Genomic DNA, 16,327 nt, shown 5'->3' on the forward strand with positions numbered 1-16,327 from the left:
TATGGACAGTTGCGGACAGCCTCAGTTTTTACGGGATTCGCCATTGGGGGGCCGGGTATTTCGCGATCAATGACGCCGGTCGCGTCGAAGTTCGTCCGAACGGCCCGAGCAGCTCGCCCATCGACCTGTTCGAACAAGTCGACCAACTGCGCAAGAGCGGCTTGTCCTTGCCGTTACTGGTGCGTTTCCCCGACATCCTGCAAGACCGTGTCCGTCAGCTGACCGGTGCTTTCGACTCGAACATCGAGCGCCTGGAATACCAGAGCAAGTACACCGCGCTGTACCCGATCAAGGTCAACCAGCAAGAAGCGGTGATCGAGAACATCATCGCCACCCAGAACGTTTCCATCGGTCTGGAAGCCGGCTCCAAGCCTGAGCTGCTGGCGGTGCTGGCACTGGCGCCGAAGGGCGGAACCATCGTTTGCAACGGTTACAAGGACCGCGAGTTCATCCGTCTGGCGTTGATGGGCCAGAAGCTCGGCCACAACGTGTTCATCGTGATCGAGAAAGAATCCGAAGTCGGTCTGGTGATCGAAGAAGCCGCCTCGCTCAAGGTCAAGCCGCAGGTTGGTCTGCGCGTGCGTCTGTCGTCGCTGGCCTCGTCGAAGTGGGCGGACACCGGTGGCGAGAAATCCAAATTCGGTCTGTCGGCGGCGCAACTGCTGTCGGTGGTCGAGCGCTTCCGCGCCGCCGGCCTCGATCAGGGCATTCGTCTGCTGCACTTCCATATGGGTTCGCAGATCGCCAACCTGGCTGACTACCAGCACGGTTTCAAGGAAGCCATCCGTTACTACGGCGAGTTGCGCAACCTGGGCCTGCCGGTCGATCACATCGACGTCGGCGGCGGTCTGGGTGTCGACTACGACGGTACCCACTCGCGCAATGCCAGTTCGATCAACTACGACATGGACGACTACGCCGGTGTCGTGGTCGGCATGCTCAAGGAGTTCTGCGACGCGCAGAGCCTGCCGCATCCGCACATCTTCTCCGAAAGCGGCCGCTCGCTGACCGCACACCACGCGATGCTGGTGGTGCAGGTGACCGACGTCGAGAAACACAACGACGACGTACCGCAGATCGAAAACAAGGAAGCGCTGCCGGAAACCGTGCAGTGGCTGGTGGACCTGCTCGGCCCGACCGACATCGAAATGGTCACCGAAACCTACTGGCGCGCCACGCACTACATGAGCGACGTGGCTTCGCAGTACGCCGACGGCAAGCTGACCCTGGCGGAAAAAGCCCTGGCCGAGCAATGCTACTTCGCTGTGTGCCGCCGCCTGCACAACTCGTTGAAGGCGCGGCAGCGTTCGCACCGTCAGGTGCTCGACGAACTCAACGACAAGCTGGCCGACAAGTACATCTGCAACTTCTCGGTGTTCCAGAGCCTGCCGGACACCTGGGCGATCGATCAGGTACTGCCGATCATCCCGCTGCATCGTCTGGACGAAGAGCCGCTGCGCCGCGCCGTGCTGCAAGACCTGACCTGCGACTCCGACGGCAAGATCAACCAGTACGTCGACGAGCAGAGCATCGAGACCAGCCTGCCAGTGCACGGTCTGAACGAAGGTGAAGACTATCTGCTGGGCGTGTTCCTGGTCGGCGCCTATCAGGAAATTCTCGGCGACATGCACAACCTGTTCGGTGACACCGACTCGGTGAACATCTATCAGAACGCCGATGGCAGCGTGTACCACGCCGGTATCGAAACCCACGACACCATTGAAGACATGCTGCGTTACGTGCACCTGTCGCCGGAAGAACTGATGACCCACTACCGCGACAAGTGCGCCAGTGCCCGCATCAGTGCCAGCGAACGCACGCAGTTCCTCGATGCCTTGCGTCTGGGTCTGACCCGCTCCTCCTACCTGTCTTCCTGAGTCAGGTCTGTTGCACCGGGTTGTCTGAAATTTTCCCTCAAACTGTGGAAAATTCGGATGACCCGGTGGGACATCTCCCAAATTTCCCGAGAAATGACTGCCTGGCACAGTCCGTAGAGTCATACGGTCTGCTTTTCGCGTAGGTCATTTCCTAAGTTGTACTTCAGCTCTCTACTCGGCCCTGGCTCTCGGCGAGAATCCCCGGCCGCCCCTCCTGTAGAGATCCGCCCATGTTCGAATCAGTCAACGAGCCGTCGTTTCGTCTCGATGTAGCGGGGCTGCCCGACCCCTTCGAGGTGCTGGCCTTTACCGGAAGTGAGGGCATCAGCGAACCCTTTGTCTTTACCATCGATCTGTTGATCGATGATCCGCAATTGAATCTGGCCGGTCTGCTGTATCGCTCGGCGTTCCTGCAGTTCGGCCCCTTGCCAAATGGCTTGAGCGGACAGTTGCAGAGTGTGGTCCAGCATGAGCACGGTGAGGGATGCCGATTGTGTCGGGTGACCCTGGAGCCGAAGCTGAGTTGTCTGGCACTGCGTTTCAGTCAGCGGATTTTCAGCAGTCAGTGTGTGCCGCAGATCCTCGCGCAGGTGCTCAAGGAGCATGGAATCACTGGCACGCAATGCCGCTTTGATTTGCACGGCGACTACCCGGTGCGGACCTTTTGCACGCAATACCGTGAATCGGACCTGCAATTTGTACAGCGGCTGTGCGCGCAGGCACGGATTCATTACTACTTCGAACATCGTCCCAACGGACACTGTCTGGTCTTCGCCGATGATCCGGTACGGTTGCCGGTTTCTGGTGTGGCCTCTGTGGACGCCGGCGCGAGCGCGCCTTCGGTAAGACGCTGGCAGATAGAGGTGCAGGCCGCGGATGCGCACGTGCAGACCGTCGGCACCCGCAAAGCTTATGGCCACAGCGATCTGCCGAGCTTGCGCAGCGCACAGTGGCTGACGCTGACCGCGCATCCCCTGGCCGAGTGCAACCGCCGCTGGTTGCTGAGCCGGATCGAACATCGTGCCGACGCCGGCAGCGAGCCGTGTTACAGCAACCGCATCGTTGCCAGCGCCCAGGCGCCTCTGCCCATGCCGGCCAGCACTTGTGCCAGACCGCGCATGCACAGCCTGCAACGTGCCTGGGTGGTGACGGTCGACGAACCGCAGCCCGACGATCAGCGGCCGGTGGCCGTGCAATTCGACTGGGTCTATCAGGGCGAAGGCGCTGCCGCCAGCCACTGTTGGCTACCGCTCGCGGCGGCGTTGAGCGACGCGTCGCTGGCATCCTTGCGTGAAGGTGTCGAGGTGGTGGTGAGTTTTCATGAGGGCGACCCGGATCAGCCAGTGATCAGTGGCGTGCTGCAGGAACCGGTGCTGATCGAGGACTGCGCAGAGGCATTGGCACTGCCGGACGTGCTGCCGAGCGCAGGTCTGGCGCAATGGCTCAAGTCCGCCGAACCGCTGTTGCTGTTGTGCCTGATGCCCGGCGGTGGCAGTTACAACCACTGCACGGCGTCGATCTGCAGTTGTCGGCTGGTCGCCTCGCTGGATCAGGGCGCCGCCACTTGAGCGGCGTCGGGTTTGCCCAGCAGGCACAGTGGCTGTTGCTCGATGGCGCCGATACACAGCAGGCGCTGGCGACACTGCGTCAGGGCTTCGCCGGTGTACATTGCACGCGGCTGTTCGAGGGCACCGAGTTTCAGGCGGTGAGCGATCAAGGGCCGCTGTTGGTCGAATTGCACGAGAGCCCGGCACTGGCTGCACTGTGTTATCGCGATCCGCAGACCTGGCGTGGTCTGCTGCTTGCCAGCGATGCCTCGCCACCGATACTGCTGCGTCACCTGCGGCGGATGCTGACGGTTTCGTTCGGGCTCAATCACCGCGCCTTGCTCGGTTACTACAACCGGCAGACAGCGAGTTATTTCTTCGATGCCTGCGATGCCGCCGACTTGAGTCGCTGGCTCGGGCCGATCCGCCTGCTGCGCTGGTTCGGCGGCACCTGGGCCGACCTCGCCATCGGCAGCCAGGGCTGGCAACAACTGCGCAATCCGCAGTGGGCGGTCGAGCCGCTGGGGATCGACGAAAGCCTTACCCATCGTCAGCGCGAACGTTTGCAAAGTTGCCTGCTGGAACAACACATCTGGCGCTGGTGCCAATCAATGGGAACCGACTACGCGCGTATGGCCTCCCATGTGCAGGAGGGGCTGAGCCTGGGGTTCAGCGACCGCACGGTGCTGGATGGCTGGCTGTGGCTACGCTTGCAGCATCCGCGGGCGCAACTGCCCGGCGTGCCGGACGGCCTGAGCCAGCAGGAACGCCTCGATCATGTGCGACAACACTGGCAGACAGATCAACCCTGAGGTGCGGAATCCATGGCAAACCCTCTGTGGCAACGGTTCGGCGCGATGCTTGGCGGGTTCCTGATGCTGGTGCTGACCGGGTGCTCCCCGGTCAAGGTGCTCAATGCGCTGACCCCCGCCGACACGTTCCACAGAACCGCCGGAATTGCCTATGGCGATGATCCGCGACAGAAACTCGACGTCTACGTGCCTCACCAGCCGCTGAAGGACGCGCCAGTGGTGGTGTTCTTCTACGGCGGCAGCTGGAACAGCGGTGATCGCGGCGATTACGCGTTTGTCGGCGAGGCGCTGGCGTCGCGGGGGATTGTCGCGGTGCTGGCGGATTATCGGCTGTATCCGCAAGTGCGCTATCCGCTGTTTCTTGAAGACTCGGCGCGGGCGGTGGCCTGGACCCGGACGCATATCCGCGAATACTCCGGCAACCCGCAACGCCTGTACCTGATGGGCCACAGTTCCGGCGCTTACAACGCGGCGATGCTGGCGCTGGATCCTGGCCTGCTGGGTGCGGTGGGCATGTCGCCAAAAGACCTCAGCGGCTGGATCGGCCTGGCCGGGCCGTATGATTTTCTGCCGATCGAGAATCCGCAGGTGCGTCCGGTGTTCTTCTGGCCGGACTCACCGCCGCAATCGCAGCCGATCAACCATGTCAGGCAGGGCGAGCCTCCGGCGCTGCTGATCGCCGCGACCAAGGACAATCTGGTCAACCCGACGCGCAACACCGCAGGCATGGCGCGCAAACTGCGCGAGGCCGGTGTGCCGGTGCAGGATCTGTACTACTCCCGCCCCAATCATGTGACGCTGGTGGCGAGTCTGTCGCGGCCACTTCGACGGCTGGCGCCGGTGCTCGATCAGGTCGTCGGGTTCGTCAAACACACACCGGCTCAGTGAGCGCTACCGCTGAACCAGCCGTCGTCGCGCCGCAGCCACAGGGCCAGTGCGCCGAGGGTCAGGCTGCGCAAGATCATGAACAGCAGGAACGTTATCCACAGGCCGTGATTGCCCAGCCCTTGTAGCGCCCAGGCAAACGGCAGCAGCAGGGCGACGGTCAGCAGCATGCCGTTGCGCATCTCTCGGGCGCGGGTGGCGCCGATGAACAGGCCGTCGAGCAAGTAGCTCCACACCGCAATCAGCGGCAGTACCGCCAGATACGGCAGATAGATGAACGCGGTGTCGCGCACGCTCTGGATGTCGGTCTGCATCTCAATAAACAAATGCCCGCCTAACAGAAACAGCGCGGCAAAACCGAGGCTGGCCAGCAACGACCAGCCGCCGGCCACCACCAGCGAACGGCGCAGCGCGAGCCGGTCGCGGGCGCCGATGGCGTGTCCGCACAACGCTTCAACCGCATGTGCCAGACCGTCCAGTGCATGCGCGGTCAACAGCAAGCCGTTGAGCAGCAGGGCGTTGGCTGCCACCGTGGCATCGCCCAATCGCGCACCTTGCACGGTGATCAGGAAAAACACCGATTGCAGCGCCAGGCTGCGGATGAAAATATCGCGGTTGACCGCCAGCAACGGGCGCCAGCTCCGCCACAGCTTCAACGCTCCCCAGACGATGTGCCCGGGATAGGCGCGCAACGCGCCACGGGTCAGCCACAGGCCGAGCAGGGCGCCGCTCCACTCGGCGATCACCGAGGCCCGGGCCGAGCCGACCACGCCCCATTCCAGGCCAATCACGAACCACAGGTTCAGAGCGATGTTGATCAGGTTGGTGCTCAGCAGAATCGCCAGCGGCGCCCGGGCGTTCTGGGTGCCGAGAAACCAGCCGACCAGGGCGTAACTTGCCAACGCTGCCGGCAGCCCGAATAACCGGGTGTGGAAGAATTCGCGGGTCAGTTGATCGAGCTCGGCTGAGGGCTGCATGAAGTGCAGGGCCACGCCGCTCAACGGCACGCCGAGGGTGCCGAGCACGATCGCCAGTCCCAGCGCCAGCAGCAGACCCTGCAACAGAATCTGCCGCAACGCCGCGCCATCGCTGCGCCCGGCCGCTTGCGCGGCAAACCCGGTGGTGCCCATGCGCAGAAAACCCATGGCCCAGGCGAGAAAGGTGTAGAGGCTGGCGCCGACCGCCACCGCGCCCAACTGATGGGCGTGAGGCAAGTGGCCGATGACAGTGCTGTCGACCAGCGCCACCAGCGGCACGGAAATATTCGAAAGAATCATCGGCGCGGCGAGCGCCCAGACCTTGCGGTGAGTCGGACGGTCGCGCCAGTCGGCAATCAGGTTGGACATGCGGGCTCCTTGGGGGAGCGGGGATTGTAGCGATTCGTGCGGCCTGCGATGCAACCAATGTGGGAGTGAGCCTGCTCGCGACAGCGGTGTGTCATTCAGAGCAGTTTTGGCTGATCTGACGCCTTCGCGAGCAGGCTCGCTCCCACGAGGGCTAATGGATGATCCAGCTCAGCAACCACAACCCCAGCAGCAGCCAGATGATCCCGGCAATGATCGATGCATTCATGAACGCGCGAATCGCCGACCACAACAGCATCAAACCGACGATCAGCGCGAGGATGCTGATGATCGAGGTGTCCATGCCCAGCGTCTTCGCCAAGCCATCGACAAAGTTGCCGCCAGCGTTGCTGAGAATGTTGAACAGGCCGCTGAGGCCATCGACGATGAAACGGATGATCGAACCGAGTGCCTGGCCGAGCCATTCGAAAAAGCTTTCTACCTGCATGTGTTCATCCTGATGAAAGAGCTGAGCCTTGGGCCACAACGCAGGTGGCCGAGTTCCCTGTCAGGAGTATGGCCCAATGCTGCGCCGAACGGAAAATCTGTAGGAGCTGCCGCAGGCTGCGATCTTTTGCTGTTGATTTTCAAGGGCAAGATCAAAAGATCGCAGCCTGCGGCAGCTCCAACATGGGCCTTGCCTTCAACGCGCAACCCCCCGAAGCTATACGCCTTCAGGAGAACCCGATGAACCTTGTTGAACTGACCGAACGCCTGCACGCCATTCGCGACCGCAATGACTGGCGGCAATTTCACAGCCCGAAAAACCTCGCCATGGCCGCCAGCGTGGAAATGTCCGAGCTGGTGGAGATCTTCCAGTGGCTGAGCGAAGACCAGTCGCGCCAGTTGCCGGCAGACAAACTGGCGCATGCCGGGCAGGAAGTCGGCGACATCGTCCTGTACCTGTTGCTGCTGTGCAGCGAGCTGGGGCTGGACATGAATGAAGTGGTGCGCAGCAAGCTCGCCGACAGCGAACGGCGGTTCAGCTGATGAGCGACCGGCATTTCGATCAGTTGGCGACCCGTTTCGCCGAAAAAATCTACGGTGGCGCCAAAGGCGCGATTCGCCTTGCGGTGTTGCAGGCCGACCTGGCCGAAGCATTGCCGGACCGACCGCTGCGCGTGCTGGACATCGGTGGCGGTCTGGGCCACATGTCGCTGTGGCTGGCCGAACGCGGCCATCAAGTGACCTTCACCGAGCCGGCCGAACCGATGCTCGAAGGTGCCCGCCAGCGCTTCGCCGAAGCCGGGCAGAGCGCAACGTTCATTCAGGCATCGTGGCAGGAGCTGCTCGGTCAGCTCACCGAACCCTACGATCTGGTGATCTGCCACGCCGTGCTCGAATGGCTGGCCGAACCCCACGCGATCCTGCCGGTGTTGCATCAACTGACCAAACCCGGTGGCTGGCTGTCGCTGGCGTTCTACAACCGTGATGCACTGATCTATCGCAACCTGCTCAAAGGCCATTTCAAGAAAATGCGCAAGAACAGCATGGCCGGTGAAAAGCAGAGCCTGACCCCGCAGCAACCGCTCGATCCGCGGGAATTGGCAACGCAACTCGAAGGCTTGTGGCAGGTCGAAACCCAGAGCGGGATCCGGGTTTTCCACGACTACATGCCCGTGGAATTTCAGGCCCGCGCCGAACTGGTGGACTTGCTGGAGATGGAACTCGCACACCGTCGTCACCCAAGCTTCGCCGGGCTTGGGCGTTACTTGCACTGGATCTGCCGGCCGATCTGATCGGAGCACTACATGAAAGCTCAATCGGGGTTATTGCTGATCTGTCTGGGGTTGGCTGCCTGCCAGGGCAGCAACCCGTATGTCGCGCAGTCGCGGCCCTTGCCGCCGGCGCCAGCGCAAGCGGCCAACACCTTTGATCGCAGCGCCTATCCGGCGCCACCGCGTGATTACGGGCGCTATCGCAGTTGGGCCTGGCTCAACGGACAATTGCCGCCGGGCACGGCCTGGGCCGACTCGGCGCAAGTGGCTGAAGCGGTGAGCAACGCACTGGATCAGCGTGGTTTGCGGCCGTTGCACGACAACCGTCCGGCCGACCTGTTGGTCAGCGCCAATCTGCGTCTGGAAACCCGTTTGCGTCAGGTGCAGGACGACTACGGCTACTACGGCGGATACGGTGGCTATGATCGTTATGGTCGCGGTTACGGCATGTACAACACCGTGCCGATTGTTCGCACCTATCAGGAGCAGGTCGTGGTGGTGCAGGTCAATCTGTTCGACGCCGGCACCGGTCAACCGGTGTGGAGCGCCAGTGCCGAAACCGCCAATCAGGGTAGCCAACTGGTGCGCACCGACGCCATTCGCGAGGCTCTGGAAAAAGCCCTGTCGGCCTATCCGCCGAGCTAGACTTCATGTGAGAACGTTTCGCAGGTTCAGGCCTTCAACCGGAGAAAATCCATGTTCCGCCGTCTCGCTTTATTGACCATGGCCGCGCTGCTCAGCGCCTGCGCCGCCAACCAGGTCAACCATGATTTCGACGCCAGCCGCGACTTTGCCGCCTATCGCAGCTGGAGCTGGAAAGAACCCGCGCTGCAATACCGCCCGGATGATCCACGGATCAAGAGCGACCTGACCGAGCAACGCATCCGCCAGGCCGTCAGCGATCAACTTGACCAGCGTGGTTTGCGTCCCGCCGCCGCCGGGGCCAAGGGCGACCTTAGCGTGCAGACCTATCTGATCGTCGAGGATCGCCAGCAGCAAGTGACCACCAACTACGGCGGCGGCTGGGGTGGCCCGTGGAACGGTTACTGGGGCGCGCCGATGTACAACGAGACCCGCAACATCACCTACAAGGTGGCAACGATCCAGATCGACCTGCTCGACGGCAAGGACGGCAAACTGGTGTGGCGCGGCAGCGATGAGCAGATGCTCAGCAGCACGCCCAATCCACAGGATCGCAGCAACGCGGTGCGCGAAACCGTCAGCCGGATATTGGCCAACTATCCACCACGCTAGTCCGCTGTAAAAAAACGGGAGCCCAAGAGGCTCCCATTTTTTGCCCACCACAAATCCCCCTGTGGGAGCGAGCTTGCTCGCGAAGACGGCGTGCCAGCCACATCCATGTTGAATGGCACAGCGCATTCGCGAGCAAGCGAGGTCTGCAGGGTTTTGTGCGGCACCAAATGGCGCGTTGCCACTAGCGCCGTCTACACTCAAATCCACCATCGGAGGTAGCGCTCGGCAACGCGCCGGCAAAGGAGTGCGCCATGTCGCCTCGTACGCAGTTCAACGGTCCGGCCCGGCAACGCGGGGCGATCGGGTTGATGGCGGCTGCCACCCTCAGTCTGGCGCTGGTATTGATGCTGTTGGTGGTCGACACCGGTCGGCTGTATATGGAGCAGCGCAAGTTGCAGCGGGTGGTCGACAGCGCGGCGCTGGAAGCGGTCAGTCGCGGCGGCAATTGTCAGTCCGGCCTGAGCGCGGCCACGTATGCCGGGCAAAGCGCGGTGCGCAATGGCTACATCGTCGATAGCAACAACACCCTCGCGACGACCTGCGGCAGTGTGCAGACCGCGGTCAGCGGCCTGCGCTCGTTCACCGTCGATGCCACCCAGTCGAGCGCGATCAAAGTGGTTGCCAGCCGCACGGTGACCACCAGTTTTGCCGGCGGCGTGCAGGCCTTGTTCAGTGGCTCGGCGGTCAGCCTGAACACCACGCTCAACGCCTCGGCCGTCGCCGCGCAACCGACCCCGACGGTTGCGCAACTGAACATCCGCAGTACGCTGGCGAACATCAACACCGCCCAGTCGAACATTCTCAATCCGCTGTTTTCCGGACTGCTCGGCGGCAACGTCAACCTCACGGCTCTGGGTTGGGACGGTCTGCTCAACACCGACATCAACCTGCTCAGCTACCTTAACCAACTGGCGATCAACCTCAACGTCGCCGCTGGCAACTATACGCAACTGCTAAACACCCAGGCCACGGTCACCCAGCTGATTCAGGCGGCGGCTACGGTGGTCCAGCTCAATGGCGCGACCGCTACGGTGATCACTGCGCTGGGTCAGCTGCAGGTGGCGGCGATCAATGCCGCACCGGTCAAACTCGGCGACATCCTGCAGTTGCAGACCGGCACCACCGCCGCCGGGCTGGATGCCAACCTGCAACTGCTGCAACTGATTCAGGGCGTGGTGCAACTGGCCAACAGCAAAAGCGCGGTGGCCGCGACCTTGCCGATCAGCGTGCTGGGGCTGGCGAATGTCACGGTGCGGGTCAAGGTGATCGAGCCGCCGCAGTTCTCGGCGATTGGCGACCCAGCGCGGGCCAAGGCCAATCCGTTGGGGGCGGACCGGATTTATGTGCGCACGGCACAGATTCGCACGATGCTTTCGGTGGATCTGCCGGTATTGAGCGGGGTGGCCGGGCTGACCAATGCGGTGCTGGGGCTGGTGGGTGGGCTGACCTCGACACTCAATGCGGTGCTCGGTCTGAATCTGGTGGCAGTGCTGAACTCGGTGGTATGTCTTGGCTGCCAGCAACTGGATCCACTGCTTTTGCCGTCGCCGAGAATCGATATCAGCCTGGATGCCGGTGGTGCCAAAAGTTATGTTACCGATTACAGCTGCCCGACCGGATCCACCGGTACCAAGAGCCTGACCGCACATACCGTTACCTCTATTGCCGACCTCAAACTCGGCAAGATCGATCCCACTAATGCGTTCTCATCCTCAGCCGAGCCGACGGTCACGCCATTGCCGCTGATCGATCTTGGCATCGCGACGTGTTACCGGGTCGCCGGGCTCGGCAGTTGCGACCCCAATTCGCATATTCAATACGGTGCCGGTGGTATCGCGATCATGCTGGATACCAGCGTTGCGCAAAACTCGCAGGACTTGCTGTTTTCCAGCGGTACGCCATTCGCGACACCCGCCAACCTGAAACTGCCGCCAAGCGTGCAATCAGCTGCGCCGACCTCCAATATCGTCGGCAGCCTGAGCAATACGTTGGCGGGGATCAATCTGATCGTATACAGGCCGCAGGGCAGTAATCCGCTGGGCGCCATTGTGACTGGCGTCGCCTCATTGATCAGTGACGTCACCAATCATCTGCTGCCTGTGGTAACCAACCTGGTCAGCCCGTTGCTCGATCCATTGCTCAACAATCTGCTTAAAAGCCTGGGCATCAACCTGATGGACGTCGACGTCGGCGCCAACATGACCTGTGGCCAGACCGGCAAGGCCTATCTGGTGATCTAGGCGTCCGGGGCAATCGGCAACTCGATGCAGAAACGTGCGCCCTCCAGCGAGTTGCGCACGCTCAATTGGCCGCCCATGTTTTCGATGATGCCGTAGCTCACCGACAGCCCCAGCCCGGTGCCGACGCCCACCGGTTTAGTGGTGAAGAACGGTTCGAAAATCCGCTCCAGCAAACGCGGCTCGATGCCGCCGCCGTTGTCCTCGACCCACAGCCGTACCTTGTGCTCGTCGCGCTCGGCATAAATCGAGATCCATGGCTTGAACGATGAGTCTTTCTCGCGTTTGCCGAGCAGCGCATCGCGGGCGTTGACCATCAGGTTGATCAGCACCTGCTCCAACTGATCGACGTAACCGCGTACCTGCGCGCTGAAAGCGGTTTCGCTGATCCGCAGGTCGACGCCTTTGCCGCGCATGCCTTCGGCGAGCAACGACAAGGTGCCTTCGATGGCCGAGGCCGGGTTGAACAGTTGCTGTTCGATCTCCGAGCGGCGGCCAAACACGCGCATGTGATCGACCACTTTCGCCGCGCGCTGCACCTGGGCATCGATGCGGTTGAGCTTGTCGGTGAGGTAGTCGATCTGCACATCGCCGTTGCCCAGGCGCTTGAGCACGTTGACGATGGCCATGCGCATCACGTTCAGCGGCTGGTTGATTTCATGAGCCAGACCGGTGGCCATTTCGCCGAGGGTGGCCATTTTCGCGCTTTGCGTGAGTTGCTGCTGCGAGCGCCGTACCTCGGTGTTGTCGCGGCCCACGGCCTGCACTTCAATCAAGCGTCCGTGTTCATCGAACACCCCGCGGTCGGACCACACCCACCACGCATGCTCGCGCCCAGGTAATTGCAGGCTGATTTCGGCGGTGCTCACCGGCAGCTCCGGGGTCAGCAGTGTCAGACGCTGGAGGAAGGCGGCGCGTTGTTCGTCGGACATCCAGCTGCCCAGATCGACCCCCGGCAATTGCTCCGGGGTGCATTCCAGATAAGTCGCCAGCGGCCGGTTGCCGAAGGTCAGGGTCAGGTCCGGGCGGTAACGGCAGATCATCGCCGGCGAGTCTTCCACCAGAATCCGGTAACGCTCTTCACTGTGTCTGACCTGTTCGGTGGCGAGGGTCGCTTCGGTGACATCCAGCCACAGGCCGACGGCTTCGACCGGCAGGCCAAGGTCGTTGCGCAGCAGCTTGGCTTCGTCGAGCAGCCAATGGTATTCGCCGCGCGCGTCACGCAGGCGATAACGTGCGCGCACCGAGCCTTCGCGCAACAGTTGCCGGGTGCGAGCGAAATACAGTTCGCGGTCCTCGGGGTGAATCAGTGGCACCCAGTCGGCGGCGCAGCCCTCGGCCGGCGTCCAGCCCAGCAGCGGCTGCAGGCTGGCGCTGAAAAAGTCAGGAAGCAGCGCACCCTCGACGTAGCGCTGCACATAAATCACCGCCGGCGAACTGGCGATCAGGTTATCCAGCCGCGCATGGGCGGCTTCGGCGCGTTGCTGCTGGTTGCGCGTGTCGCTGATGTCGAGCATGAACCCCACCAGCCGCCGCTGTTCACCGCTGCCGGCGACCTGGCCCTGCACGCGGTACCACAGCGGTGTCTGTGCGGGGCCGGAACGGTGCAGACGAACGTTAAGGGTCAGCGCTTCGCCATGCAGTTGCAGGGCGTGCAGGCGGCTGCGCAGTTCTTCGCGATCGGCCGGATGAATCAGTGCCAGCCAGTCTTGCACGGGCATGCGCGCACTGTCCGCAGGCAACACGTCGAGCAGCGACGGGGACAGCAACATCTCGTTGCCGAGCATCTCCCACCAACCGGTGCCGAGCAGGGTCTGCAGCGATTCGAGGCGTTCGCTGTATTGATGATGCTGCTGTTCTCGCAGGCGGCTGAGCAACGGGCCGGCGAGGGCGCTGGTCAGGGCCATCCAGTCGCGGTCGTTCAGGTGCGGGGCGGCAACGTCCACGGTGTAGAAGCCGCAGAGCAGCCACGCGACCACCCCACGATCGTCGCTGTAGGGCACGGCGAACCCGTCGGCGTTGCCGAACGTGGCCTCCACCCGCGCGTGTTCGTACCAACCATGATGGGCGCCAAGGCGCTGCGGCGCGCTGCCGTTGAGGCTGTCGAGCGGCGTGCCCAGACGCTGGCCGTCCTGCCACAGCAGCGGCGCATCGTGGGCGCGATATTGCTCGTAGATCTGCCAACCCTGCTCCTGTTCGTCGAGCAGGGCGAGAGCCAGACACGGGATATGCCAGCGCTGGGCGATGGCCTGTAATTGCTCGCTGAGCACCATCGGCAGACGCGTCAGGCTGCAGACGCGCAGGTGTTCGCTGATCTGCCCGGCAAGTGCCTGGCAGGCTTCGCGGTGGCGCGACTGCTGGCGCTCCAGCAGCAGGTCGCCGATGTCCATCAGTTGCAGCATCCAGCCCTCGGCCGAAGGCTGCACCCAACCGCGCAGGTGCAGGGTCTGATCGCTGAGACCGGGGAAATCCAGGTCGAGCATTTGCCCCTGCCAGTCTTGCGGGCGGCCTTCAATCGCCAACGTACTGTGCGCGAGTAAATAAGCTGACAACGGCAGCGGCGAGTCGTGAGGCGGCTGTTGCGCCAACAGATGACGCAACGGCCCGGCCATCTGCAATACGCCGCCGTCGTGGTCCAGTTGCAGGTGCAGGCCCAGCGGCGGTGCGCCGAGATGATCGGGCAGTTCGTTGGCCGGCGGTGGCGCGCGCTTGAGCAGGCGCCCGAACAGATTGTCGCCGGCGGTCAAAATTTCAGGCTCGACGCGGCGGAGAGGGTGGCGGGCAGGCTCGGCACTGCACCCACGCCCGGCAGCACCAGAAACGGAATGACCTGATTGAGCTTGCTGGTGGGGTAATCGACCCTGACCGTCAGCGTACCTTGAGTGGCGTCATACACCGCCGAGGTGTCGACGCCGACCACCAGGTTCAGCGCGGATGGCACCCACTGCAACTGCTGGGTCAGCGCGGTATTGGCAGTGCTCACCACCACGGAGGCGTAACCGGGAGTGTTGGGGTCGACTGCGACGCTGCGGCGCACCGCTTCGGACGTCGCCTCGTTGAAAGTCTGCATCAATACAAACGGCAGGCTGTAGCTGACCAGCGCGTAGAACACGGCGAAAAAAATCACGAATACCAAGGCGAATTCGATCGCCACTGCGCCTGCCTGTGATTTTGCGAAGCCGGTTTTCATGACTGCGTCTACCCTGACGTTCACTGCGTAGTATCAGCATAGAATCATTCAGCAAAATCGGATGGATTTAACCGGATGCAGAGTTTAGTTCTCCTGATCTGGCTGGCCATGTGCGCCGCCCAGGATGCCCGGCAACGGCGCATCTCTAATGTGCTGACGTTCGGTGCAGGAGCGCTGGCGCTGATCCATCTGTTGGCGACTGGCACCACCTGGTTCGGGGCCGATGCGCAGCAAGGACTCTGGGCGGGCGTGATTGCTCTGGTGTTGACCTTGCCGGGGTATTTCATGGGCCGGATGGGCGCAGGCGATGTGAAATTAATGACAGCCATGGGCCTTGCGACGAACGGTTTATTCATTCTTTGTGCGTTTATCGGCGCGGGTATCGCCAGTCTGCTGTGGCTCTTCGTTGCGCCAAGAGTCTGGCTTCATATGAGTCAATGGCTTAGAGAGCGTCTTCGATATTTGGAGCCAGAAGCGTCAAAGAAGCTGCCATTTGCACCGTTCGTGCTGGCAGGTGTATTGGCTTCGATACATTGGATCCATTAGTCGCCACATGCCACTAGTCCTATGTACATAGTCGGAAAGTGCGTCTACTTTCAAATGAAGTGGTTACATTGCCAAAGTGCAGAAAAAGTCAGCTTTGGCCCGAGCAATGGAGTGGTTCGTGAACAAGCTTACGTCGGCGGTAAAAGTGCTCGTGGTCGATGATCAACCGTTGATTGTCGAAGAGTTGTGCGAGTTTCTCGAAAGCAGCGGTTACCGCTGTGTGCCGTGTGAATCCAGCACGCAGGCGATCGAACGGTTCAGCGAAGACGTGGAAATCGGCCTGGTGCTGAGCGATCTGCACATGCCGGACATGGACGGTATTCAACTGGTGCAGGAGCTGCAACGCATCAGTGGCAAACACCGGGTGTTCGAGGCGATCATGCTCACCGGGCGCGCCGACAAACAGGACGTGATCAAGGCGCTGCGCGCCGGGATTGCCGACTACTACCAGAAGCCGATCCAGCTGGATGAACTGCTCGAAGGCGTGAAGCGTCAGGAAGCAGCCCTGCAAGAGCGGCACAAGAATGTCCAGTTGGGACACCTGAACCAGAAGCTGCAGTTTCTCTCGGAATCCATCGACGATCTCTACCAGGACCTGGATAAGGTCCGGCGCAATCCGGCGGCGGTGGTCAAAGACATGCTCGGCGGCGACGGCGCCGAAGCCGAGCAGGAGATTCCGGCGATCTTCAATCAGCTGTCGCCGCGGCAACTGGATGTGGCGCGGCTGGTGGGCAAAGGGCAGACCAACTATCAGATCGCCTGCGAGTTGGGCATCACCGAAAACACCGTGAAATTGTATGTCTCGCAGGTCTTGCGCCTGACCCATATGCACAACCGCACCCAGTTGGCATTGGCGCTATCACCCAGTGCTTCGGCCGCCCGTCAGCGTGTGACAGCACACTGATCACGATTGCCTGC

At 62.1% G+C, this 16,327-nt stretch carries 15 protein-coding genes; 11 read left to right on the plus strand and 4 right to left on the minus strand.

The genetic code is table 11. The annotated features are described in order from the left end of the window. The 4 genes from speA to ACIP8I_RS09155 form a co-directional block, all read left to right on the plus strand. Positions 1-1,877: arginine decarboxylase (gene speA, locus ACIP8I_RS09140; protein WP_400760398.1), on the plus strand; the 1,877-nt coding region annotated here is incomplete at its 5' end. A 230-nt stretch (positions 1,878-2,107) separates the two neighbouring features. Continuing rightward, complete coding sequence (locus tag ACIP8I_RS09145; RefSeq protein ID WP_400760400.1) at positions 2,108-3,445, plus strand: contractile injection system protein, VgrG/Pvc8 family; 1,338 nt, start codon at positions 2,108-2,110, stop codon at positions 3,443-3,445. Further along, positions 3,442-4,236 (plus strand): DUF4123 domain-containing protein, encoded by a 795-nt coding sequence (locus ACIP8I_RS09150; protein ID WP_400760402.1) that lies wholly within the window; start codon positions 3,442-3,444, stop codon positions 4,234-4,236. Before ACIP8I_RS09145 ends, ACIP8I_RS09150 begins: the two co-directional genes overlap by 4 nt. Before the next feature lie 12 nt (positions 4,237-4,248). Further along, on the plus strand, positions 4,249-5,124 hold the full coding sequence (locus ACIP8I_RS09155; protein ID WP_400760404.1) for an alpha/beta hydrolase: 876 nt from the start codon (positions 4,249-4,251) through the stop codon (positions 5,122-5,124). Here ACIP8I_RS09155 and ACIP8I_RS09160 read toward each other — a convergent pair. Both ACIP8I_RS09160 and ACIP8I_RS09165 read right to left on the minus strand, forming a co-directional pair. Next, a complete protein-coding gene (locus ACIP8I_RS09160) occupies positions 5,118-6,467 on the minus strand; it encodes an MATE family efflux transporter (RefSeq protein ID WP_400760406.1) in 1,350 nt (449 codons plus the stop codon). The two genes, ACIP8I_RS09155 and ACIP8I_RS09160, sit on opposite strands and share 7 nt — an antisense overlap. A gap of 151 nt (positions 6,468-6,618) precedes the next feature. Then, the gene (locus ACIP8I_RS09165; RefSeq protein WP_007963021.1) at positions 6,619-6,912 is read right to left on the minus strand and encodes a hypothetical protein; all 294 of its coding nucleotides are present in this window, start codon (positions 6,910-6,912) and stop codon (positions 6,619-6,621) included. Between the two features lie 239 nt (positions 6,913-7,151). On the opposite strand from ACIP8I_RS09165, the gene ACIP8I_RS09170 reads away from it, so the two are divergent. The 5 genes from ACIP8I_RS09170 to ACIP8I_RS09190 all read left to right on the plus strand — a co-directional run bounded on the left by ACIP8I_RS09170 (position 7,152) and on the right by ACIP8I_RS09190 (position 11,676). After that, positions 7,152-7,454 (plus strand): MazG-like family protein, encoded by a 303-nt coding sequence (locus ACIP8I_RS09170; RefSeq protein ID WP_017336358.1) that lies wholly within the window; start codon positions 7,152-7,154, stop codon positions 7,452-7,454. After that, the gene (locus tag ACIP8I_RS09175) at positions 7,454-8,203 is read left to right on the plus strand and encodes a methyltransferase (protein ID WP_400760409.1); all 750 of its coding nucleotides are present in this window, start codon (positions 7,454-7,456) and stop codon (positions 8,201-8,203) included. The genes ACIP8I_RS09170 and ACIP8I_RS09175 overlap by 1 nt, the downstream gene beginning before the upstream one ends. Before the next feature lie 12 nt (positions 8,204-8,215). Continuing rightward, the gene (locus ACIP8I_RS09180; protein ID WP_400760412.1) at positions 8,216-8,827 is read left to right on the plus strand and encodes a DUF4136 domain-containing protein; all 612 of its coding nucleotides are present in this window, start codon (positions 8,216-8,218) and stop codon (positions 8,825-8,827) included. 51 nt (positions 8,828-8,878) lie between these two features. Continuing rightward, a complete protein-coding gene (locus ACIP8I_RS09185) occupies positions 8,879-9,436 on the plus strand; it encodes a DUF4136 domain-containing protein (RefSeq protein ID WP_400760415.1) in 558 nt (185 codons plus the stop codon). 251 nt (positions 9,437-9,687) lie between these two features. After that, a complete protein-coding gene (locus ACIP8I_RS09190) occupies positions 9,688-11,676 on the plus strand; it encodes a pilus assembly protein TadG-related protein (RefSeq protein WP_400760417.1) in 1,989 nt (662 codons plus the stop codon). On the opposite strand, the gene ACIP8I_RS09195 is transcribed toward ACIP8I_RS09190, so the two are convergent. Both ACIP8I_RS09195 and ACIP8I_RS09200 read right to left on the minus strand, forming a co-directional pair. Beyond that, positions 11,673-14,420, minus strand: a complete 2,748-nt coding sequence (locus ACIP8I_RS09195) for a PAS domain-containing protein (RefSeq protein WP_400760419.1) — start codon at positions 14,418-14,420, stop codon at positions 11,673-11,675. The two genes, ACIP8I_RS09190 and ACIP8I_RS09195, sit on opposite strands and share 4 nt — an antisense overlap. Continuing rightward, a complete protein-coding gene (locus ACIP8I_RS09200; protein ID WP_007963015.1) occupies positions 14,417-14,863 on the minus strand; it encodes a TadE/TadG family type IV pilus assembly protein in 447 nt (148 codons plus the stop codon). The genes ACIP8I_RS09195 and ACIP8I_RS09200 overlap by 4 nt, the downstream gene beginning before the upstream one ends. A 75-nt stretch (positions 14,864-14,938) precedes the next feature. Between ACIP8I_RS09200 and ACIP8I_RS09205 the strand changes: the two genes are divergently transcribed. After that, a complete protein-coding gene (locus tag ACIP8I_RS09205; protein ID WP_400760421.1) occupies positions 14,939-15,409 on the plus strand; it encodes a prepilin peptidase in 471 nt (156 codons plus the stop codon). A 118-nt stretch (positions 15,410-15,527) separates the two neighbouring features. Beyond that, positions 15,528-16,313 carry a response regulator gene (locus tag ACIP8I_RS09210; RefSeq protein WP_400760423.1) on the plus strand — a complete coding sequence of 262 codons (786 nt, stop codon included), beginning with the start codon at positions 15,528-15,530 and terminating at the stop codon, positions 16,311-16,313. The last annotated feature ends 14 nt before the right edge of the window (positions 16,314-16,327 follow it).

The sequence above is a fragment of the Pseudomonas sp. NPDC088414 genome, from assembly GCF_044753325.1.
GTDB lineage: Bacteria > Pseudomonadota > Gammaproteobacteria > Pseudomonadales > Pseudomonadaceae > Aquipseudomonas.